This window comes from Streptomyces sp. CB01249, from assembly GCF_001905735.1.
Lineage (GTDB): Bacteria > Actinomycetota > Actinomycetes > Streptomycetales > Streptomycetaceae > Streptomyces.
On record NZ_LISW01000001.1, the window covers coordinates 431,532 to 450,688 of the forward strand.

At 72.7% G+C, this 19,157-nt stretch carries 20 protein-coding genes; 6 read left to right on the forward strand and 14 right to left on the reverse strand.

From position 1 onward, the window contains the following. Window positions 1-15: 15 nt before the first annotated feature. The gene (locus AMK18_RS01740; protein WP_073861372.1) at window positions 16-1,398 is read right to left on the reverse strand and encodes an FAD-dependent oxidoreductase; all 1,383 of its coding nucleotides are present in this window, start codon (window positions 1,396-1,398) and stop codon (window positions 16-18) included. A gap of 104 nt (window positions 1,399-1,502) precedes the next feature. Between AMK18_RS01740 and hemG the strand changes: the two genes are divergently transcribed. Continuing rightward, window positions 1,503-2,975 (forward strand): protoporphyrinogen oxidase, encoded by a 1,473-nt coding sequence (hemG, locus tag AMK18_RS01745; protein WP_073861373.1) that lies wholly within the window; start codon window positions 1,503-1,505, stop codon window positions 2,973-2,975. A 4-nt stretch (window positions 2,976-2,979) separates the two neighbouring features. Beyond that, window positions 2,980-3,714, forward strand: a complete 735-nt coding sequence (gene hemQ, locus AMK18_RS01750; RefSeq protein WP_020487531.1) for a hydrogen peroxide-dependent heme synthase — start codon at window positions 2,980-2,982, stop codon at window positions 3,712-3,714. Between the two features lie 132 nt (window positions 3,715-3,846). Here the strand turns inward: hemQ and AMK18_RS01755 are convergent, their stop codons facing one another. The 4 genes from AMK18_RS01755 to AMK18_RS01770 all read right to left on the reverse strand — a co-directional run bounded on the left by AMK18_RS01755 (window position 3,847) and on the right by AMK18_RS01770 (window position 7,875). Further along, window positions 3,847-4,629: a TIGR04222 domain-containing membrane protein gene (locus AMK18_RS01755; RefSeq protein WP_073861374.1), complete on the reverse strand. Its 783-nt coding sequence runs from the start codon at window positions 4,627-4,629 to the stop codon at window positions 3,847-3,849. Window positions 4,630-4,692: 63 nt separating this feature from the next. Continuing rightward, window positions 4,693-5,706: a TIGR04222 domain-containing membrane protein gene (locus AMK18_RS01760; RefSeq protein ID WP_443333213.1), complete on the reverse strand. Its 1,014-nt coding sequence runs from the start codon at window positions 5,704-5,706 to the stop codon at window positions 4,693-4,695. A 5-nt stretch (window positions 5,707-5,711) separates the two neighbouring features. Next, complete coding sequence (locus tag AMK18_RS01765; protein WP_073861376.1) at window positions 5,712-6,998, reverse strand: DUF692 domain-containing protein; 1,287 nt, start codon at window positions 6,996-6,998, stop codon at window positions 5,712-5,714. Between the two features lie 121 nt (window positions 6,999-7,119). Then, window positions 7,120-7,875 (reverse strand): peptidyl-tRNA hydrolase, encoded by a 756-nt coding sequence (locus tag AMK18_RS01770; protein WP_073861377.1) that lies wholly within the window; start codon window positions 7,873-7,875, stop codon window positions 7,120-7,122. 71 nt (window positions 7,876-7,946) lie between these two features. Between AMK18_RS01770 and AMK18_RS01775 the strand changes: the two genes are divergently transcribed. The 4 genes from AMK18_RS01775 to AMK18_RS01785 all read left to right on the forward strand — a co-directional run bounded on the left by AMK18_RS01775 (window position 7,947) and on the right by AMK18_RS01785 (window position 10,400). After that, entirely contained in the window at window positions 7,947-8,624 is a 678-nt protein-coding gene (locus AMK18_RS01775; protein WP_073861378.1) for an AIM24 family protein, read from the forward strand. 65 nt (window positions 8,625-8,689) lie between these two features. Next, window positions 8,690-9,529 (forward strand): ATP-binding cassette domain-containing protein, encoded by an 840-nt coding sequence (locus AMK18_RS34315; protein ID WP_107422321.1) that lies wholly within the window; start codon window positions 8,690-8,692, stop codon window positions 9,527-9,529. Beyond that, window positions 9,526-10,197, forward strand: coding sequence for an ABC transporter (locus tag AMK18_RS34320; RefSeq protein ID WP_107422322.1), 672 nt, complete (start codon window positions 9,526-9,528; stop codon window positions 10,195-10,197). Before AMK18_RS34315 ends, AMK18_RS34320 begins: the two co-directional genes overlap by 4 nt. Window positions 10,198-10,211: 14 nt before the next feature. Continuing rightward, complete coding sequence (locus tag AMK18_RS01785) at window positions 10,212-10,400, forward strand: hypothetical protein (RefSeq protein ID WP_073861379.1); 189 nt, start codon at window positions 10,212-10,214, stop codon at window positions 10,398-10,400. Between the two features lie 6 nt (window positions 10,401-10,406). Here the strand turns inward: AMK18_RS01785 and AMK18_RS01790 are convergent, their stop codons facing one another. From AMK18_RS01790 to AMK18_RS01830, 9 genes are all read right to left on the reverse strand, one after another. Next, window positions 10,407-11,213, reverse strand: a complete 807-nt coding sequence (locus AMK18_RS01790) for a polysaccharide deacetylase family protein (RefSeq protein WP_241836420.1) — start codon at window positions 11,211-11,213, stop codon at window positions 10,407-10,409. 76 nt (window positions 11,214-11,289) lie between these two features. After that, window positions 11,290-12,717 carry a DUF6177 family protein gene (locus AMK18_RS01795; protein ID WP_073861380.1) on the reverse strand — a complete coding sequence of 476 codons (1,428 nt, stop codon included), beginning with the start codon at window positions 12,715-12,717 and terminating at the stop codon, window positions 11,290-11,292. Beyond that, window positions 12,714-13,367: a pentapeptide repeat-containing protein gene (locus AMK18_RS01800; RefSeq protein WP_073861381.1), complete on the reverse strand. Its 654-nt coding sequence runs from the start codon at window positions 13,365-13,367 to the stop codon at window positions 12,714-12,716. The genes AMK18_RS01795 and AMK18_RS01800 overlap by 4 nt, the downstream gene beginning before the upstream one ends. Beyond that, entirely contained in the window at window positions 13,364-14,053 is a 690-nt protein-coding gene (locus AMK18_RS01805; RefSeq protein WP_073861382.1) for a hypothetical protein, read from the reverse strand. The genes AMK18_RS01800 and AMK18_RS01805 overlap by 4 nt, the downstream gene beginning before the upstream one ends. Window positions 14,054-14,071: 18 nt before the next feature. Then, window positions 14,072-14,251 carry a hypothetical protein gene (locus tag AMK18_RS01810; protein ID WP_241836421.1) on the reverse strand — a complete coding sequence of 60 codons (180 nt, stop codon included), beginning with the start codon at window positions 14,249-14,251 and terminating at the stop codon, window positions 14,072-14,074. Between the two features lie 133 nt (window positions 14,252-14,384). Continuing rightward, complete coding sequence (locus AMK18_RS01815; protein ID WP_241836422.1) at window positions 14,385-14,963, reverse strand: pentapeptide repeat-containing protein; 579 nt, start codon at window positions 14,961-14,963, stop codon at window positions 14,385-14,387. A 49-nt stretch (window positions 14,964-15,012) separates the two neighbouring features. After that, complete coding sequence (locus tag AMK18_RS01820) at window positions 15,013-17,184, reverse strand: hypothetical protein (RefSeq protein ID WP_241836423.1); 2,172 nt, start codon at window positions 17,182-17,184, stop codon at window positions 15,013-15,015. Then, a complete protein-coding gene (locus AMK18_RS01825) occupies window positions 17,181-17,570 on the reverse strand; it encodes a DUF6507 family protein (RefSeq protein ID WP_018100690.1) in 390 nt (129 codons plus the stop codon). Before AMK18_RS01825 ends, AMK18_RS01820 begins: the two co-directional genes overlap by 4 nt. Window positions 17,571-17,745: 175 nt before the next feature. Then, window positions 17,746-19,119 carry an alkaline phosphatase PhoX gene (locus AMK18_RS01830; RefSeq protein WP_073861384.1) on the reverse strand — a complete coding sequence of 458 codons (1,374 nt, stop codon included), beginning with the start codon at window positions 19,117-19,119 and terminating at the stop codon, window positions 17,746-17,748. Window positions 19,120-19,157: the final 38 nt, after the last annotated feature.

Sequence of the window (19,157 nt, forward strand, 5' to 3'; positions counted from 1 at the left end):
GAAGGCGGGCGCCGCTCAGTCGGTGCCCGCCTTCCGCAGCACCGACACGGTCTTGCGGGCCGCCACCAGGACCGGGTCCCAGACCGGGGAGAACGGCGGCGCGTAGCCCAGGTCCAGGGCCGTCATCTGCTCGACGGTCATCCGGGCGGTGAGCGCCACCGCCGCCACGTCGACCCGCTTGGCCGCGCCCTCGCGGCCCACGATCTGCACGCCGAGGAGCCGGCCCGTGCGGTACTCCGCGAGCATCTTCACCGTCATCAGCCGGGCGTCCGGGTAGTAGCCCGCCCGGCTGGTCGACTCGATCGTGGCCGTGACGTACCGCAGGCCCACCGCCCGGGCGTCCTTCTCGCGCAGCCCGGTCCGGGCGATCTCCAGGTCGCACACCTTGCTCACCGCCGTACCCACCACACCGGGGAACGTGCCGTAGCCGCCGCCCACGTTGGAGCCGATGACCTGGCCGTGCTTGTTGGCGTGCGTGCCGAGCGCGATGTGCCGGGTGTGGCCCGCGACCAGGTCCAGGACCTCCACGCAGTCGCCGCCCGCCCAGATGTTCTCGTGGCCCTGGACGCGCATCGCCAGGTCGGTGAGCAGCCCGCCGTGCGGCCCGAGCGGCAGCCCGGCCTCCCGCGCCAGGGCCGTTTCCGGCTCGACGCCGATGCCCAGCACCACGATGTCCGCCGGGTAGGACGCGTCGTCCGTGACGACCTCGGTGACCCGGCCGTCGTCCCCGGTACGGATCGCGGTGACCGCCGCCCCGTTCACCGTGGTGATCCCGAGCCCGTCCATCGCGTCGTGGACCAGGCGCCCCATGTCCGGGTCGAGGGTGGCCATCGGCTGTTCGCCGCGGTTGAGGACGGTCACCTCGAAGCCGCGCTTCAGCATCGCCTCGGCCATCTCGACGCCGATGTACCCCGCCCCGACGACGACCGCGCGCCGGCCCTCCGTCCGGTCCAGGCTGTCCAGCAGCGCCTGCCCGTCGTCCAGCGTCTGCACCCCGTGCACCCCCGCCGCGTCCATGCCGGGCAGGTTTGGGCGCACCGGCCGCGCCCCGGTGGCGACGACCAGCTTGTCGAACCCGGTCCAGTACGTCTCGCCGGACTCCCGGTCCAGGGCGCGCACCCGCCGCCCCGCCACGTCGATCTCGGTGACCTCGGTGCGGGTGCGCAGGTCGATGTCGCGGGCCCGGTGCTCCTCGGGCGTACGGGCGATGAGGTCGTCCCGGTCGGTCACGTCGCCGCCGACCCAGTACGGGATGCCGCACGCGGAGTACGAGGTGAAGTGCCCCCGCTCGAAGGCGGTGATGCTCAGCTCCTCCGGGCCCTTGAGCCGCCGTGCCTGGGACGCGGCGGACATGCCCGCCGCGTCCCCGCCGATGACCACCAGTCGTTCCGCCGCCATGCCGGTCCCTCCGAAGCGCGTCCGAAAACACCCACGCTACGGCGTCCCACCGGTTCCGAGCCGGTCCTGGCCGGGGCTCGGAACCGGTTTGAGAGAGTGGAGCCATGCAGCCATCCACACACCGCGCGGACCGGACCCCCCGCCACGTCGTCGTCATCGGCGGCGGCATCGCCGGACTCGCGGCCGCCCACCGGCTCGTCGGCGCCGGGCTGAGGGTCACCGTTCTGGAGGCGACCGACCGGCTCGGCGGCAAGCTGATGACCGGTGAAGTCGCCGGTGTCCGGGTCGACCTCGGCGCCGAGTCCATGCTCGCCCGCCGCCCGGAGGCCGTCGCCCTGGCCCGCGCCGTGGGCCTCGGCGACCGCCTCCAGCCGCCCGCCACGGCCACCGCCGCGCTGTGGACGCGCGACGCGCTGCGCCCGATGCCCAAGGGCCATGTGATGGGCGTCCCGGGCGACCCGGCCGTCCTCGGCGAGGTGTTGTCGGCCGAGGGGCTGGCCCGGATCGCCGAGGACCGCGAACTGCCCTCGGTGGCCGTGGGCGAGGACGTCGCCGTCGGCGCGTACGTGGCGGACCGGCTCGGGCGCGAGGTTGTGGACCGACTGGTGGAGCCGCTGCTCGGCGGGGTGTACGCGGGCGACGCCTACCGGATCTCGATGCGCGCCGCCGTACCCCAGCTCTTCGAGGCCGCCCGGGAGGGCGGCTCCCTGCTCGACGGGGTCACCCGGCTCCAGGAGCGGGCCGCCGCCCGGCAGCAGACCGGGCCCGTCTTCCAAGGCATCGAGGGCGGCATCGGCACCCTCCCCGGGGCCGTCGCGGACGCCGTGCGCGCCGGGGGAGGCGCGATCCTCACCGAGACCCCGGTGCTGGGCCTGACCCGCACCACCGACGGCTGGGACGTCCGCACGGACACCGGGGTCGTCTCCGCCGACGGCCTCGTCCTCGCCGTGCCCGCCTGGTCCGCCGCCACGCTGCTCGCCGCCGAGTCACCGGGCGCCTCGGCCGAACTGGCGGGCGTCGAGTACGCGTCGATGGCGCTGGTCACCATGGCGTTCCGGCGCTCCGACGTCACCGGCACGGCCTTCGACGGGCGCTCCGGCTTCCTCGTACCGCCGGTCGACGGGCACACCATCAAGGCCGCCACCTTCTCCACGCACAAGTGGCAGTGGGTCGCGGACGCGGCCCCGGACCTCTTCGTGCTGCGGACCTCGGTGGGCCGGTACGGCGAGGAGGAGCACCTGCACCGCGAGGACGTCGAGCTCGTCGGCGTATCGCTGCGCGACCTCGCCGCCGCGACCGGGCTCACCGCGCGGCCCGTGGCGACCGAGGTCACCCGGTGGATCGGCGGACTGCCCCAGTACCCGGTGGGCCACCTCACCCGGGTCGCCCGCATCCGAGACGAGGTCGCGAAGCTGCCCGCGCTGCGGGTGTGCGGCGCGGTGTACGACGGGGTCGGCATCCCCGCCTGCGTGGCGAGCGCGCACCGGGCGGCGGACGAGATCGCCGGGGATCTCACCGGGGAGATCATCGCCACGCCGACCCTGGTTCAGGGCACTCGGAGCGAGGCGGGACAATAGCCGTATGAGTGCTCCTGAGACTGCGACATCAAGCAAGGTTCCGAACGCCGGCAAGAAGGCCAAGGACCTCAACGACGTCATCCGCTACACACTGTGGTCCGTCTTCAAGCTGCGCGACGTCCTGCCCGCCGACACGGACCGCGCGGCCGTCGCCGGTGAGGTCCAGGAGCTGTTCGACCAGCTCGCCGCGAAGGACATCACCATCCGAGGCACGTACGACGTCTCGGGCCTCCGCGCCGACGCCGATCTCCTGATCTGGTGGCACGCGGAGACCGCGGACGAGCTGCAGGAGGCGTACAACCTCTTCCGCCGCACCCGGCTCGGCCGCCACCTGGAGCCGGTCTGGTCGAACATGGCGCTGCACCGCCCCGCCGAGTTCAACAAGTCGCACATCCCGGCTTTCCTCGCCGACGAGACGCCGCGCAACTACGTCAGCGTCTACCCCTTCGTGCGCTCGTACGACTGGTACCTGCTGCCCGACGAGGACCGCCGCCGCATGCTCGCCGACCACGGCAAGATGGCCCGCGGCTACCCCGACGTGCGCGCCAACACCGTCGCCTCGTTCTCGCTCGGCGACTACGAATGGATGCTGGCCTTCGAGGCGGACGAGCTGTACCGCATCGTGGACCTGATGCGTCACCTCAGGGCCTCCGAGGCGCGGATGCACGTCCGCGAGGAGGTCCCCTTCTTCACCGGCCGGCGCAAGTCGGTCGCGGACCTGGTGGCCGGGCTCGCCTAGCGAACGGGCTTGTGACCACCCCAACCCGGAAGATCAGACGGCGGGTCCACGGCACCTCGTGCCGTCCGCCGGTCCAGCGACACCGGGTTCGGCTCAGCGGTGCGGCGCGCTTCCTGCGCGCCGCACCGTTCGTCATTCGCGGGCGCCCAGCCGCTTCCGTACGCCCGACCGGCCGGTCAGCGCCGCCCGCAGCGCCGGGTCGTCCACCGCGTCCACCCCGCGCACCGCGACCGTCACCAGCGTGTCGCCCGTCGCACCGTCCCCCGGCACCGCGCACGCCGCCAGCAGCCGCTGCCCGGCCGGGGAGGCCCAGGAACCGTAGGGGTGCGCCTCGATCCGGGCGATGGCCAGGCACCCCAGGGTCAGCGCCAGCGGCAGCGCGAACCACACCGGCATCAGGGCCGCGCCCCCGGCGCCGGGCGCGAGCAGGGCGGCGGCACCCAGCGCGGCCACCAGCAGCGCCGCCCCGCGCACCGCCCGCACCGCCGAGGCGACGTCCGCCCCGCGCGGGACCGCCAGACCGGCGGCGACGAGCCGGTCGGCCACCGCGCGTACGGCGTCGGCCGCCGCGGCCGAGGCGCGCACCGGCGCTATCGGCGACTGGCCCTCCGGCCCTATGGCCCGGATCACCGTACGTTCCACCTCGTCGCGGCCCTCGGGGTCCACGACCGTCGCCCAGCCGGTGTGGGCCAGCAGCAGCCGGCGCCGCAGATGCATGGAGACCAGCGCCAGATCGGCGACCCGGCCGGGCCCGCCCGCCAGGAACGCCGCCTCGTACAGCGTGAGTTGCCGTCCGCGCGGCGCACCGGTCGCGGCCATCGGCCGCCGGGCCGCGCGGGCCGCCGCGATACAGAGCCGGGCGCAGGAAAGACCCGCCGCACCCCACGCGACCAGCAGCAACAGAAACGGCACCATGCCGGTGTTCTATGCCAGCACCGCCCGCCGCGCCATAGCTCGTCCAGTAAGTGGACGGCCGTCTCAGGAACTGCTGCCGCAGCTCGACCCGCCGCCACAGCTGGAACCACCGCCGCAGCTGCTGCCGCCCCCGCAACTCGATCCGCTGCCCCCGCAACTGCTGCCGCCGCCACAGCTCGATCCGCTGCCCCCGCAGCTCGACCCGCCGCCCCCGCCGCAGCTGCTGCCCGAGGAGCTGCCGCAGCCGCCGCCCGGGCTCGCCCCCGCGCACCACACGGCCGGCGCGACCGCCACCGCCGCGGCGCCGAACGGGGTGTACGAGGAGGCGCTGGGCCGGGTCCGGGCGGACGCGACCAGGTGCGCCCGCAGCCCCGGGTCCGCGACGCCGCGCAGCCCCCGGGTCGCCACCAGGAACCCCGGGTCGGTGCGGTAGGCGTGCGCGGCGCCGAACTCTGCCGCAGCCCTGCGCCCCGCCCGGGTGATCCGGGACCGGGCCACCCCCGCGCAGACCAGGCCGGACACGAAACCGACGACGACGGCCGGGATCATCGCCACCGCGAACGGGTAGCTCCAGTCGGCGCCGTCGTCGCCCTCCATGAACCGGGCGAGGGCCAGGCCGATGGTGACCGGACCCGACGCGAGGCACAGAAACGTCTGCAACAGGCCCCAGACGCGCCACACGACACTGGCACGGGGCGCGGCCAGCAGCCCGCGCGCGGCGAGACCGTCCCCGGTCTCCTGCACCGCAGGATGCCGCATCACGGCCACTCGCAGCGCCGCCAGCGACCCGCTCGGCGCGGCCGCCAGTCCGTGCAGCACCGCCCGTTCCACCGGGTCGTACGCGACCGGCCGGAGCACGGCCACGATGCCGGGTCCGCCGATGGCCAGCCGGCCGTCCGCGTGCATGGCCGCCAGAGCGGTGTCGACCACCCGGCCGGGCCCGCCGTTCAGGAACGCCACCTCGGACAGGTCGTGCGCCGGACCGCCCACCCCCCGGCGGGAGCGGGCCAGGCCGACGATCAGCACGGTGAACGAGGCGATCACCGCGAGCGTGAGGAAGACCAGCATCCCGTCCATGCCCGTCACCGCCCCACCAGCACGGAGCGGGCGGCCCGGGCCAGCCGGGTCGCGCGCCCGGGCGGCCGGGGCGCGGCACGGTCCCGCCACCACCGCGTCAGCCGTCGCCGGGCCGCGTCGTCCGCCGGGCGGCCCGCGATGAGCAGGTGCTCGGCGAAGTCCAGGGCGTCGCGCCGGTACCCCGATGTCATGGGCCGCGCTCCGGCGTACGCGAGGAACGCCGCCCGGTAGCCGTCCCCCAGGATCTCCGGCAGCTCGGGCGCCACCTTGGCCACGACGTCCGCGCGCTTGGCGGCCAGGGCGCGGCTCTGCACCCGGAGCCGGTTCGGGTCGAACCCCTCCGGCGCGGGCGTCCCGGCGACCAAGGCGGACAGCAGCGCGGTCTGCGCGACGGCGACACCGTCCCGTACGGACTCCGCGACGGGCACGGCGGGCGGTACCGCCGGGGCCGACCAGGTCGCCGAGGCGCCCCCGCCCTGCTCCAGCACGCCCCGGATTGCGTCCAGCTCGCCCGCCAGCTCACCGGGCGGCGGGAACGCCTCGTCGCGCTCCAGCAGCACCCCCGGCGGGTCCACCCGGGACCGCAGCTCCGCCAGCACATCGAGCACCGGGGCGGTCACCGGGTGGGCGTGCGTGTCGTGCCACACGCCGTCCTTCTCGACCCCGCCCGCCACATGCACGTACGCGATGGCCTCCACCGGCAGCTCGTCCAGCGCGGCCGCCGGGTCCTCGCCCCGGTTCACGTGGTTGGTGTGCAGATTGGCCACGTCGATCAGCAGCCGCACCCCGGTCCGCTCGACCAGCTCCGCCAGGAACTGCCCCTCGGTCAGCTCCTCGCCCGGCCAGGAGACCAGCGCCGCGATGTTCTCCAGCGCCAGCGGCACCGGCAGCGCGTCCTGCGCGATGCGCACGTTCTCGCACAGCACGTCCAGCGCCGCCCGGGTGCGCGGCACCGGCAGCAGGTGACCCGCCTCCAGGACCGGCGACCCGGTGCGCGGCCCGCCCGCCCGTACGAAGGCGATGTGCTCGGTCACCAGCGGCGCGCCGAGCAGCGTGGCCCGGGCGGCGAGGTCCGCGAGCTTCCCCGGGTCGGGACGGTCGGCGCCGCCGAGGCCCAGCGAGACGCCGTGCGGCACCACGGTGACCCCGCGCTCCCGCAGCCGTACCAGTGAGTCCGGCAGATGATCGGCGCAGAGGTTCTCCGCGACCGCCTCCACCCAGTCGAGCCCCGGCAGCGCCTCCACCTCGGCGGCGATCTCCGGCCGCCAGCCGATCCCGATGCCCAGCCTCATACCGTCCCCCATGCTGCTCCCCCTTTGGTTCGTGCAGGGGTGATGACCCCGGTTCGCGGTCGTGAATCCGGCAGGGGAGACGTTCAGAGCTTCATTTGAGGTTCCGCCGGTCCCTGTCCTTTCAGCGACGGCGTCGCAGCGCCGGGTGGTCGGCGACCACCGTGCACGAGCCCGGGGCGATCTCCGTGAAGCCCGCGTCCCGGACGACCGGCAGCCCGCTCACCGTCAGCGCCGCCCAGCGGCCCGGCTCCGCCGTGGCCACCCCGAGCGGGAAACCGGCCTCGCGCCACGCCTTGCGCTCGGTCTCCGACAGCTCCCACCAGGCGAGCTGCGCCCCGTGTCCGACCTGCGCCATCTCCTTGCCGGCCGACATGCCGAGGTCCGGGTTGAGCCAGAGCACCGGGTGCCCCGGGTCGGGCGCGGCCGGCGGCTCCGGGTCGTCCAGGTCGGTGCCCGAGACCTGGAGCTTGGCCAGCTCCTTCGGCCAGCCGTCCAGCGGCACCGGCGGGAAGACCCGCACCTCCGCCTCCTCGCCCGTCACCGTGATCCCGGGCAGGGCCGACGCCTTGCGCCACTCCGCGCCCCGGGCCCGCCGGACGACCTTGCGGATACGGGCGTCCTGCCAGTCCCGCATCACCCGCGCCCACTCGCCCTCGCCCACCGACCGCTCGTCGGACAGCATCACGAGCACCGCGCGGGCGGCCGTGCGCAGGGCGTCGGTGCGGGCGGGCGGTGCGGCCTTCTCGATGTGCACCACCAACGGCAGTACGTACTGGGGTGCTTCGTCGCGGTCCGTCCGCTCGGACCGGAAGGGGCTGTCCACGGGCACGGCGGCCGGCTCGGCGGACGGGGACGCGGGGATGTCGTTGCTGCTCACCCGCCCAGTCTGCCAGCCGCCCCGGAGACCGTTCTTGGCGGAATGGAAGGCTCCGGGCGAGGATGCCGTCCATGAAGAGTGATCTCTTTTCCAGCGAGCACATGGCCGAGCAGGCGACCGTCCCCGGGATGACCCTGCAGAACGCCAAATCCATCAAATACGCGGTCAACGGGGAGATGCACGCCCGCCAGGGATCGATGGTCGCCTTCCGCGGGAACCTCCAGTTCGAGCACAAGAGCCAAGGCATCGGCGGCCTGCTCAAGCGGGCGGTCACCGGCGAGGGGCTGCCGCTGATGGCCGTGCGCGGCCAGGGCGAGGCGTGGTTCGCCCACGAGGCCGCGAACTGCTTCATCGTGGAGATGGAGCAGGGCGACGCCCTCACCATCAACGGCCGCAACGTCCTGTGTTTCGACGCCTCGCTCTCGTACGAGATAAAGACCGTCAAGGGTGCCGGGATGGCCGGGGGCGGCCTCTTCAACAGCGTCTTCACCGGCCACGGCAAGCTGGGCCTGATGTGCGACGGGTATCCCATCGTCATCCCCGTCACCCCGCAGCAGCCGGTGTTCGTGGACACGGACGCCGTCGTCGGCTGGAGCGCCCAGCTGAACACCTCGCTGCACCGCTCGCAGAGCGTCGGCTCGATGATCCGCGGCGGTTCGGGCGAGGCCGTCCAACTGCGCCTGGACGGGCAGGGGTTCGTGATCGTACGGCCCAGCGAGCTGAAGCCCGAGAAGGCGTCGTCGCACTGAGCACCGGTACGGAGATCCTGCGGCTGCGGGGAGCCGGCCGGCGGTACGGGCTCACCGGTCCCTGGGTGCTGCGCGGGGTCGACCTGGCCCTGCCCGCGCGCGCCCTCGTCCGCGTCGAGGGCGCCAACGGCACCGGGAAGTCGACCCTGTTGCGGCTGCTGGCCCGGATCGACGCGCCCTCCGAGGGCCGGGTCACGGGGCGGCCGCGCACGGCGTACGTCCCCGAGCGGTTCCCGGCGGCCCTGCCCTTCACGGCTGCCGGGTATCTCGTCCACCTCGGCCGCGTCCACGGGCTGAGCGCCTCGGAGGCGGCCGCCCGGGCGGACCGCTGGCTCACCCGGTTCGGCGCCGCCGCGCACGCCCGGACGCCCCTGGCCGAACTCTCCAAGGGCAGCAGCCAGAAGGTGGCCGTCGCCCAGGCGCTCCTCGCCGAACCGGAACTCCTGGTCCTGGACGAGGCGTGGACCGGCCTCGACACCGAGGCACGCGAGGTGCTTGACCGGGCGGTGGCGGAGCGCGTCGCCGCCGGGGCGACGGTGGTCTACGTCGACCACGACCCGCGCCGCCTGGCGGGCGAGGTCGACGCCGCGTACCGGGTGGAGGGCCTGGGCCTGACCGCCGCCGCGCTCGCGCCCGGGGAATCCCGCGTACGCATCGAGGCGACGGCCCCGCCGGGGACCCCGCTCCCGCCCGGACTGCCCGGGGCTCCCGCGTACACCCTGAGCGACGACGGAACGGCCCGCCTCACGGTCCCGGCGACGCACTCCGACGCGCTGCTCGCGGCGCTGCTCTCGGCCCGGCCGCGGTGGCACATCGGGCGCGTGGAGCAGGCACGCGGGGCGCGCCCCGAACCGGAACCCGCGCCGCACCGCCCACCCATCGCGGACGGGGACCCCGCACCATGACCGCGCTCATCCGCTACCAGGCCGACCTGCTCGTACGGTCCCAGCGCTGGCTGGCCCCGGTCCTGCTCTACCTGGCCTTCCTCGCCGTCGGCATCCGCTCCGGGCAGCCCGTCCTCGACTCGCTCGGCTACACCGCCGCCGGGATGCTCCCGGTCACGGCATGGTTTGTGCGCGTCTGCGTCACCCAGGAGCCGCCCGCCGCCCGGGCGGTCGTCGCGGCGGCGGCCGGCGGGCAGCCGAAGGCCCATCTGGCGGCCCTGCTCACCGCGCTGGGCGGCGCCGCGCTGCTGGGCGAGGCCGCCACCGCCGTGGTCCTGGCGATCAGCGACCCGGTGAGCACGGACCACGCGGTGCGGGTGCCCCTGGCGCCCGCCGGGGCCGCCGGAGTCGTCGCCACCGCGTGCTGCGTGCTGCTGGGCGCGGCGGCGGGCGCGCTGTGCGGCCGGCCGCTGCTGCACGGGCGCGGCTGGTCCATCGCGGCGACGGCGCTCGTGGCGCTGCTGGCGCTGGTCAGCACCGGATCGCCCGCGAAGTACGCGGTGACGGGCCTGGTCACCGGCTCGCTGACCGGCACGGTCCACGTACCGCTGCTCCCGCTGCTCGGGGCCGCCGCCGTGACGGCCGCCGCGTTCGCGCTCGTCTGTCGCCTGACTTCGGTACGGGGCTGAGTAGGCTCGTACGTATGAGTGAGGAATCGGGTTCCTACTGCGAGACGTCGCCCGCCGAGTCGCCGGAGCGGGCCGAGGGGCCGCCGTACGCCGAGTGCGTGCTGTGCCGGAAGCCGACCGAGTACGCGGAGTCGGTCAAGGGGATCACGCTGTGCCCGGTGTGCGAGTGGCAGGAGGCCCAGCGCACGGCCTGCTCCGGCTGACGTGCTTCAGCCGCCCATCAGCTCGGACACCCTGACGAAGCGGTAGCCGCGCTTCCGTAGCTCCGGTACGACCTGGCGGACCGCCTCGGCGGTGACCGGCGCCGCGCTGCGGGTGCAGTGCATGACGACGAGCGAACCGGACCGCACCCCGTCGAGCACCTGCTCGGCGACGGCGTCCGCGTCCGTCGCGAAGGCGTCGCCGCTGACGACGTCCCACTGCACGGCGGTCACCTTCTCCGGCCCGAGGGCGCGCAGCGTGTCGTCGTCGTAACAGCCGCCGGGGAAGCGGAAGTACGGCACGACATTGCGGGCACCGGTCGCCCGGATCGCCCCGAAGGCCCGCTGGACCTCCTTGCGCACCGCGCCCTTCTCGACGGTCGGCAGCCCGTAGCAGGGCGTCGTGAAGGCGTAGTGGCTGTAGGAGTGGTTGCCGATCTCGAAGAGGGGGTCGGTGCCGATGGAGCGCGCCTGGTCCGGGTACTCCTCGGCCCAGCGCCCGGTCATGAACACCGTCGCGGGCACCTTCAGGCGGCGCAGCAGGGCGATCAGTTCCGGGTTGTCGAAGTGCTCACCGGCCGCCGCGCGCGGCCCTTCGTCGGCCGTCATGTCGGCGTCGAAGCTCAGCGCGACGACCTTCGCGGCGCGCTGCGGCCCGCGCGTGAAGACGGGGGTCAGCCCGCCGGGGCCGGGGGCCATGACGGGGGCCCTTTCCGTGACCCTTTCCGTGACCTGAGGGGCGGGCGGCCGTTCGACGGCGGTGCTCGTCGGCTGCGCCTGGCCGCAGCCGACGAGCACCGCACCCAACACACCCATAACAGCCGTTTTGTGCGTAAATCTGATCATTTTCGGACGCTAACCGATCGTCCGTAAGCGGTCCCGGGCTGGCGCGCTAGAGCGGCGGCGCCCCACGCAGATGGCGCATCAGCTGTTCCAGGGCCGTCCAGCCCTCGGCGGTCTCGCCGTCGCCGAGCGCGTAGTAGTAGCCCGGCCGGCCGCCGGGGCCCACTCGCACCGGCGCCTCCTTGAGCGGCGTCCGGGCGGCGGTGTCGCGACCCACCTCGGTCACCTCGGCGGAGCCGAGCGTGAAGGAGTACGGGAGCGGGGGGCGTTCGAAGCGGGGCGGGGCGTTCAGGTCGCGGCGGCCCTCGCCAAGCTGGCACAGCATGGTCCGCAGCCCGTGCCGGGTGACCAGCTCGTCGGCGAGCCCCGGCAGCGCGTCCAGAGGTGGGTGCTCGTCGGAGCCGTAGCCGAGGACGAGGGTGATGTCCTCCTCCACCCCTTCCGAGGTGCGGTTCACCTGGAGGGTGGCGACGGCGGGGCGGTCCGGGCTGCCCACGGCCACCAGCCAGGTCGGCCGGGGCGCGCGTTCGTACGCCAGGTCGGTCAGCCGCCGCCGCGACCAGATGAGCCCTGCCGGCTCCGAGGTCCCCCAGCCGGCCGGGGGCGCGCCGGTCAGCGCCTCCCAGGCGGCTTCCAGGGCGCCGCCGAGCACCAGGTCGGCGGTGGGGCGGTGCACGGTCCGGAGCGATACGACGAGCTGCCGCTCGCCGGTGGGCCCGGCCTCGGTGAACGCCTCCGCCACCGGGGTCTGCCCGTCCTCGCGCCGGTCCGGTGCGAACGCGTCGTCCTGCCAGCGCAGTACGGCGCCGGTCAGCCCGTCGTAGTAGCCGCAGCGCTCGTCCCGGACGACCCAGCGCGAAGAGGTGGACTGGAGCAGCAGCCGCGTCGGCAGGGAGAGCGTGCAGTGGGGCGGGGTGACGACCTGGAGCGACCGCTCGCTCTCCACGGTGGCCCGCAGCGCCTCCGTCAGCCAGCTCGTCATGGGGACGACCGGGCGGTCCTGGATGACGACGGCCGCCTTGTCGGTGAGCATGTCGACGGCGGGCTGCGCGGCGGCGGGGGAGGGCACGGCCGTGATGCCCGAGACGTCGAGGGGGCGGGCGGCGCCGGTGGTGCCGGGGGCGTCGGCCGGCCAGACCCGGCCGCCGAGCAGCATGGTCAGCCGCGCGGCGAAGGCCCCGGCCAGCTCCTCGGCCCGGTCGACCCCGGCAGCGGCCCGCGCCTCGACCCACCACCAGGGCCCGTCCCCCTCCGGAGCGGCCTCCGCCCCGAGCAGCCGAACGGCTTCCCCGGGCACCTGGATCAACAGGGGGACCTCGACCGAGACGAGCGGCCGCCCCTCGTCGTCGCACAACTGCACGACGGCCCCGTCCCCGGTGGTCCCGACGCGCAGATCGGGCCCACCGGCAAGCAACCCGGCCAGCACACTGAGCGAGTCGGGCATGCGCTTGGTGAGTGCGACGACGTCCTGGGTCATGCGGGGGTCCTTCGGGTGTTGTGGGGTTCGAGTACGCGGACCTGACCGCCGCGCTCGGCGATCCAAGCCTCGATATCGGGGCCGGTGAGCTTCCGGGTGCCCTCGCCGCTGACCACCGTGACCGGCCCGAAGGCCGTGCCGGTGAGGCCGCGTACGAGCGTGGTGTCGTCCACGGTGACCTTGAACGTGTTCTGGAACAGGACAGCGTCCGTCAGGTCCGCGCCCCGCAGGTCCACGGCGTACAGCGAGGCGCCCATGATGCGCGTCCCGCGCAGGCTCGCCCCCGAGGCGTCGACATCGTGGAGTGACGCCTTGACCATGTCGGCCCCGTCGAGCCGGGCGGACCGGAGCACGGCCCGGTCGAACTTCGCCCGGACGAGGTCGGCGTCGACCAGGTTGGCCCCGGTCAGGTCCGCCCCGGTGAGGTCCGCACGGTAGAAGGACGCCGACTCGAGTTCCACGCCAGTCAGTACTGCGTCGATGAGCCACGCGCCGGAGAAGTCGCCGTCCGAGAGACCGGCGCCCCGGAAGTCGTGCCCGACCCCGTGCAGGGCGTAACTCGTGTCATCGAGCCATTCCCGTAGCTGGGCGGCTGCCGCCGCGTCGGCGGGGAAGGATGCCGGCCGCCACGGGACCGGTGTCTCCGTCACTGCGAGCCTTCGAACGCCTCGCGGACTTCTGTCCGTACGCGCTCGTTGCCGACCGTCGTGAGATATTCGCCGAACTCCCGGATCTCCGGCCCCTCGGCCCGGTAGACGATGATGACGGCGTGTTCCAGCGTGCGGGCCGAAGAGCTGACCCGTAGCACGCTCATGGCCAGTTCAACGGACGTGGGCCCGTCGACCGGGGCGACGGCGCAGGCCAGGTCCACGAGTTGGGTGGCCAGGTCGAACCGCTGCTTCTCGCCGGCGGCCAGGGCGCGCACGCCTCGGCCGATGGCTTGCTTGATCTCGCCGAGCGCCGCCCTGACCGTGGCGCTGTCGATCAGTTCGCCGAGGCGGTCCTCGAAGTACTGCGTGTCGGCGAGCCGCACGAGCGCGCGGAACGCCTCTTCGCGTAGCGCGGCCGTCCCCTTCTCCTCGATCTCGTAGTGGCTCACGTCCACGGCCAGCGCCAGTTGCGAGAACGTGCTGTCCACGGAGAACTTCCGGTCGATCGAGAAGTCGTACCAGGGGGTGCCCTCCGGGTCACCGGCCGCCCGGATCACGGCTTCGAACCCGGCCGCCTCGCCCTCTTCGGTCAGATCCCGGCACGCCAGAAACCGTTCCATGGGCGGGGCGCCCGGGTCGTTCATCACACGGACGAGCCCGGCGACACGGTCCCGTTCCTGATCCACTTGGTCCTCTTCCTCGGACTAACCCGGGGGCATCGGCTGTTCCGGCGCGTCGCCGAACAGGTAGTCGTACATGTCCCGAAGGTAGGCGTGCAGGGTCTCCCGGTCGGGGAACTCGATGTCGGTCAGCCGTTCGTACTCGGCGATCCCGAAATCGCCGTCCGACATGATCTGCTCGAAACCCGAACGGATCAGGGCCACGTACGATTCCCTGAAACTCCACAGGGTGCGCCGCAGGTGGCCGGTGTTCTCGTATCCGCGCTCAAGATCGAGATACGCCCTGAAGAAATTCCGGAAGCGGGGGTCTGCCTGGACGTTTTCTGCCAAGGCCCGCCTACCGTGCCGGCCGGTGTGGCGGGAGGACCTCAACCTGCCCGCCGCGCGCACTGACCCACGCCTCCAATTCCGCGCCGCCCACTTCGGCGGAGGAATCGCCGCTGACGACCGTGATCGGCCCGAAGACCGTGCCGGTCAGGCCGCGTACCACGGTGGTGTCATCGACGATGACCTTGAACGTGTTGTGGGCCAGGACCGCATCGGTGAGGTCCGCCCCCCTCAGGTCGACGCCGAACAGTGACGCGGCCATGATCCGGGTTCCGCGGAAGCTCGCCTGCGACGCGTCGACGTTCTGCAGCGACGCTTTGACCATGTCGGCACCGTCGAGGCGTGCGGAGCGGAGTACCGCCTCATTGAGATTCGCCCGGACCAGATCGGCATCCGTGAGGTCCGCACCGGTGAGGTCCGCCGACTGGAGATCCGCGCGGTAGAAGCTCGCACCCGTGAACCGCACGCCCGTCAGGTTCGCCTGGGTGAACCATGCCTGAGTGAAATCACCGCCCGAGAGATCGGCACCCCGGAAATCGTTCTCGATTCCGAAAAGGCTGTAACCGTCCTCGGCGAGCCATTCCTGCAATTGGTGCGTTGCCTCAGGATCGACGGGAAAAGCGGCCGGCTTCCAAGTCCTAGGGGTACCAGATGACATGATCTTCCCAACCGTGGCTCTTGACAATGTCCTTGATGCTGTCGATCGCTGCTTGATTCGCGTTCCGCACGTCGATCACGACTACGCGGCCCAGGTCATCGATCTGTTCGGTGAATGTGTTGGTCCATGTCTGGACGTCCCTCACCGGGTTGTACGCACCGGGGAACGGCCGGGCGAGGAGATCTGGATTCCGCACGTTGTTGAAAGGTGGCCAGAAGGAATGGACGCCCTTGATGTCATAGTACTTGCCGGTGGTCGCAGAATAGAACTCGCCCATGTCCGCGCCCGGCGGACGCTGAATGTCCGCCGGGAGGCGCCCCTGCTCCCGCAGGTCGAGTCCCACCCGAGCTTCGTCCATGGAGGAGGGGGACACCTTGCCCCGGTGATCGGGGTCGTATTTCATGTCGCCGAAGTCCTCCGGGGACCGCTTCTCCACCTCCTCGAGGTGGCCCCAGTGCCCGGCCCGTTCCTCCGGTGTCAACTCGGGCAGCGGTTCGTTCGGGCGTTCGCCGCCCCCGGGTGTGCCGTCTCCATGGCCGTCGCCGCCGGAGCCGTTGTTTCCGTCGCCGTGGCCACCGCCACCGCCCGGCGTGCCGGTGTCGGAACCACCACCGCTGTTGCCGCCACCCGTGTCGGTGTGCGATCCCGTACCGGACTCGCCCCCCGACCCCGTCGGATGCTCCGTCACATGCCCGCCCGTCGACGGCGACGTGTGATGCGTCGTCCCCTCCGGCGAGGAGTGCGGCGGCTTTGCCGAGTTCTCGACGTGGCTCGGGCCCCCCGCGCCCTCCAGGACCTTCTCGTGGTCCGGGACGCGCTCGTGCGTGTCCGGGAGTTCGTTCTTGTGGGGCTCCGGGACCGGCTCGGTGTCCGGTACGGGGTTGCCGTGTTCGTCGCGGATGACGGCGTCGTTGCCGACGACGCGGGGGTTGCCGTTGTGGTCGGTGTAGTGGAGGCCGGGGGTCTCCGTCGTCGGGTGGGGGGCCGTGCCGGTCGGGGCCGTACGGGCCATGTCGTCCACGCCCGCGGAACTCGTCCGCAGGCTGTCCATCAGGTCGCCGACCTTGATCTTGGTGACGCCCGCCGCCTTGCCGAGGTAGCTCATCGGGTCGACCAGCGCGCCCGCCTTGCCCGCCACCGACGCGGCGTCCGCGACCACGCCCAGCTTGCCGGCCTTGCCCAGCTTGAGGAGGGAGCCGGAGCCGATGGTCACCACGTTGAACAGCACCGAGCCGAAGGCGCGTGACGGGTCGTGCCCCCACTCGTCCCAGGCGACCAGCGACTTGCCGAAGTTGCGCAGGGCCGCCTTCTGGCGGTCGGTGTCGCTGTGGTCCGCCGGGCCGAACATCTTGTCCATCGCCCAGTCGTACGGCGTCATCAGATACGCGCTGATGCCGCCGAAGACGTCACCGATGCCCGACCAGGTCTTCTTGAAGTTGTCCCAGTCGAAGACGTTGACCATGCTGCCGAGGCCCTTGATCGTGCCCCAGACCCCGTCGACGAAGAAGCCCTTCAGCGCGCCGCCGACGTTGTCCTTCGTCCACTCCCACGCGGCCCGCAGCCCCGTGTACTCGCGCTCGTCCACCGTGCCCCACGGCGTCTCACCGGCGTCCTTGACGTCGTCCGCCTTGAAGCCGTACATCCCGGCCTTGTGCGAACCGTCGTCCACGACGAAGTGCGTACCGCCCACCAGCGCCGTGATCTTGTTGGCCGCGTCGCGCTCCGCGCCCTGGAAGGCCACCCACGTCGTGCCGACCTCGTGGACCAGGCGGGCGTTCTCGTCGATCTTGTCCTGGTCCTGCTGCCAGTCGTCGTCGTCCCTGTTCTCCGCGACGAACCTCGCCGCGTCCTCCCGGAGCCGGTTCATCCGGGCCACCAGCGGCCGGGCCGTCGTCGCGAAACCCGAGAGCGCCCCGCTCACCGACTCCAGCTTGTCCGCGAACGCGTCCGCCTTGTCGCGTACCGGAATCGTGGAGTCGAGCAACTCCTCCTGCTCCGGGGCGTCGTAGACCGGGTCCAGCGCCTGGAAGGCCGTGTGGACGTCCTTGCCCGTGGTCCGGATGTCGGAGGCGGTCGTCTTCAGCGTGGCCGCGTGCTTCTCCAGAGCCTCCAGATTCCCGGTGTAGAAGGGGATCTTCGCCAGGTCGATCACTTCTTCGGGCCCTTCCCCTTCAGCTCCTCCGGGGTCGGCGCCTTGGAGTACTGCTCCTGCTTGTTCTTCGCCATGTCCAGATCGCCCGCGAGGTACGCCTCAGTGGCCAGCCGCGCCCCCGTCATGGACTTCGCCGCCCGGACCGGAAGGAACTGCAGGTCCTTGAGTGTGTGCTGCTGGAACTCCTGCAACGCCTGGGCCACCGGCCCGAACGCGCCCCCCTTCGGGATCTCGGTCCCGCCCAGCACCATCGTGCCCGCCGAACTGGCCGACCCCACCAGAGCGTCGTTGTACGACGTGAACTCCGTCTTGAATTCGCCGCCCACCTCGGCGGTCTTCTTCAGCACCCGACGAACGCCGCCGGGGTCGATGTCCCACTTGGTCACGGTGCCCCCCCCCCGTCAAGAATCTCTGCCGCTCAGCGCCCGGGTGCCGCCGCGCCGAAGCGCGGGCACACCGGAGCACACCCCGCCATCCTGCACCGGCACACCGGGAAGGATCAAACCCCTTGTTGCCGTATGCAAAGACGCGGCGGGGTGCGCCGCGGTTCCGCTCAGGCCGTCAGCGCCACGGACCCGTGACCGCGAACGTGGTGCCCGGTGTGTAGACGTTCACGTACATCGTCCCGTAATCCGGTGCGAACGTGACACCCGCGAACTCGCCCCACTCCGGCGCCCCGGGCGTCCCGATGTTCTGCCGGCCGCGCGCCATCGGGTACACCTCGCCGCGCCGGGTCAGGCCGAACACGTGCTGGGCGCCGCCGCCGTCCTCACAGACCATCAGGCCGCCGTCGGGGGCGAGGGTGATGTTGTCGGGGGACTCGCCGGGGAGCTGGAGGTCGGTGTCCGGGCCGAAGGCGATGACCAGGGTCAGCCGGTGCGTGTGCGGGTCGTAGCGCCAGACCTGTCCGTAGTGGTCCGCCGCCGAGCCCTCGTCGCGGTGCGCGAAGCTGGAGACGAAGTAGACGGACGAGCCGCCCCAGTAGCAGCCCTCCAGCTTCTGGCCGTGCGTGATGCCCTTCGGGCCGAAGTCCTGGAAGCGGATGGGGGTTTCGGCCGCCTGCGGATCCGGTACGGGCACCCACTCGACGCCCTCGAACACCGTCCCGGTCTCCCGCACGGCCGAGAGGTCCGGCACCCCCGGCACCCGCATGGCCTCCAGCCGGCCGCCCGCCCGCAGCGAACCCGTACCGCCCAGCGGCTTCCTCGGCAGGAAGCGGTAGAACAGCCCGAACGGCTTCTCGAACGCGTCCTCCGTCTCGTACACCGTCCCGTCGCGCGGATCGATCGCGACGGCCTCGTGCTGGAAGCGGCCCATCGCGGTCAGCGGCACGGCACCGGTACGGCGCGGATCGGCGCCGTCCACCTCGAAGACGTAGCCGTGGTCCTTGGTGTAGCCGTTGGTACCGGCCCTGTCCTCGGTCTCCTCACAGGTCAGCCAGGTGTTCCAAGGGGTGCGTCCGCCCGCGCAGTTCACCGCCGTACCGGCGATGGCGACGCGCTCGGACAGCACCCGGTTCTGGCCGTCGAGCTCCAGGGCCGTACAGCCGCCCTTACCCATCGGGTCGTACGTCAGTCCCTCGACCACCGGTACGGGAATCGCGGCGTCCACCCGGTTCTCGTGGTTGCGGACCAGCCGTACGTGTCCGCCCCGGCCGCCGAACGCGGCCATGCCGTCGCAGTGGCTGGGCACCTGCCCCTCGCCGGAGCGGAGCCGGTCGCCCTCCCGGGACAGCACCCGGTAGTGGAAACCTTTCGGCAGGTCGAGCAGGCCGTCCGGGTCCGGCACGAGCGGGCCGTAACCCTCGTGACCGCGAGCGGCGGAGCTGCCCGCGAAGAGTTCGGTGAACGCCCCCGTGAAGACGATCGAGACGGCGGCGGCACCCGCCGCCAGAACGTTTCGCCGGGACGCGGGGGGACGGGGTACGACTGACATGGGCAACTCCCTGCGTGGGGTACAGGTTGGCATGGCAA

Bases quoted from the DNA above. Each gene is read 5' to 3' on its own strand.
- AMK18_RS01790 (WP_241836420.1), bottom strand. From the start codon at position 11,213: ATGGGTGTGTTGGGTGCGGTGCTCGTCGGCTGCGGCCAGGCGCAGCCG.
- AMK18_RS01785 (WP_073861379.1), top strand. From the start codon at position 10,212: ATGAGTGAGGAATCGGGTTCCTACTGCGAGACGTCGCCCGCCGAGTCG.
- hemG (WP_073861373.1), top strand. From the start codon at position 1,503: ATGCAGCCATCCACACACCGCGCGGACCGGACCCCCCGCCACGTCGTC.
- AMK18_RS01775 (WP_073861378.1), top strand. From the start codon at position 7,947: ATGAAGAGTGATCTCTTTTCCAGCGAGCACATGGCCGAGCAGGCGACC.
- AMK18_RS01740 (WP_073861372.1), bottom strand. From the start codon at position 1,398: ATGGCGGCGGAACGACTGGTGGTCATCGGCGGGGACGCGGCGGGCATG.
- AMK18_RS01760 (WP_443333213.1), bottom strand. From the start codon at position 5,706: ATGGACGGGATGCTGGTCTTCCTCACGCTCGCGGTGATCGCCTCGTTC.
- hemQ (WP_020487531.1), top strand. From the start codon at position 2,980: ATGAGTGCTCCTGAGACTGCGACATCAAGCAAGGTTCCGAACGCCGGC.
- AMK18_RS01765 (WP_073861376.1), bottom strand. From the start codon at position 6,998: ATGAGGCTGGGCATCGGGATCGGCTGGCGGCCGGAGATCGCCGCCGAG.
- AMK18_RS34320 (WP_107422322.1), top strand. From the start codon at position 9,526: ATGACCGCGCTCATCCGCTACCAGGCCGACCTGCTCGTACGGTCCCAG.
- AMK18_RS01795 (WP_073861380.1), bottom strand. From the start codon at position 12,717: ATGACCCAGGACGTCGTCGCACTCACCAAGCGCATGCCCGACTCGCTC.
- AMK18_RS01830 (WP_073861384.1), bottom strand. From the start codon at position 19,119: ATGTCAGTCGTACCCCGTCCCCCCGCGTCCCGGCGAAACGTTCTGGCG.
- AMK18_RS01755 (WP_073861374.1), bottom strand. From the start codon at position 4,629: ATGGTGCCGTTTCTGTTGCTGCTGGTCGCGTGGGGTGCGGCGGGTCTT.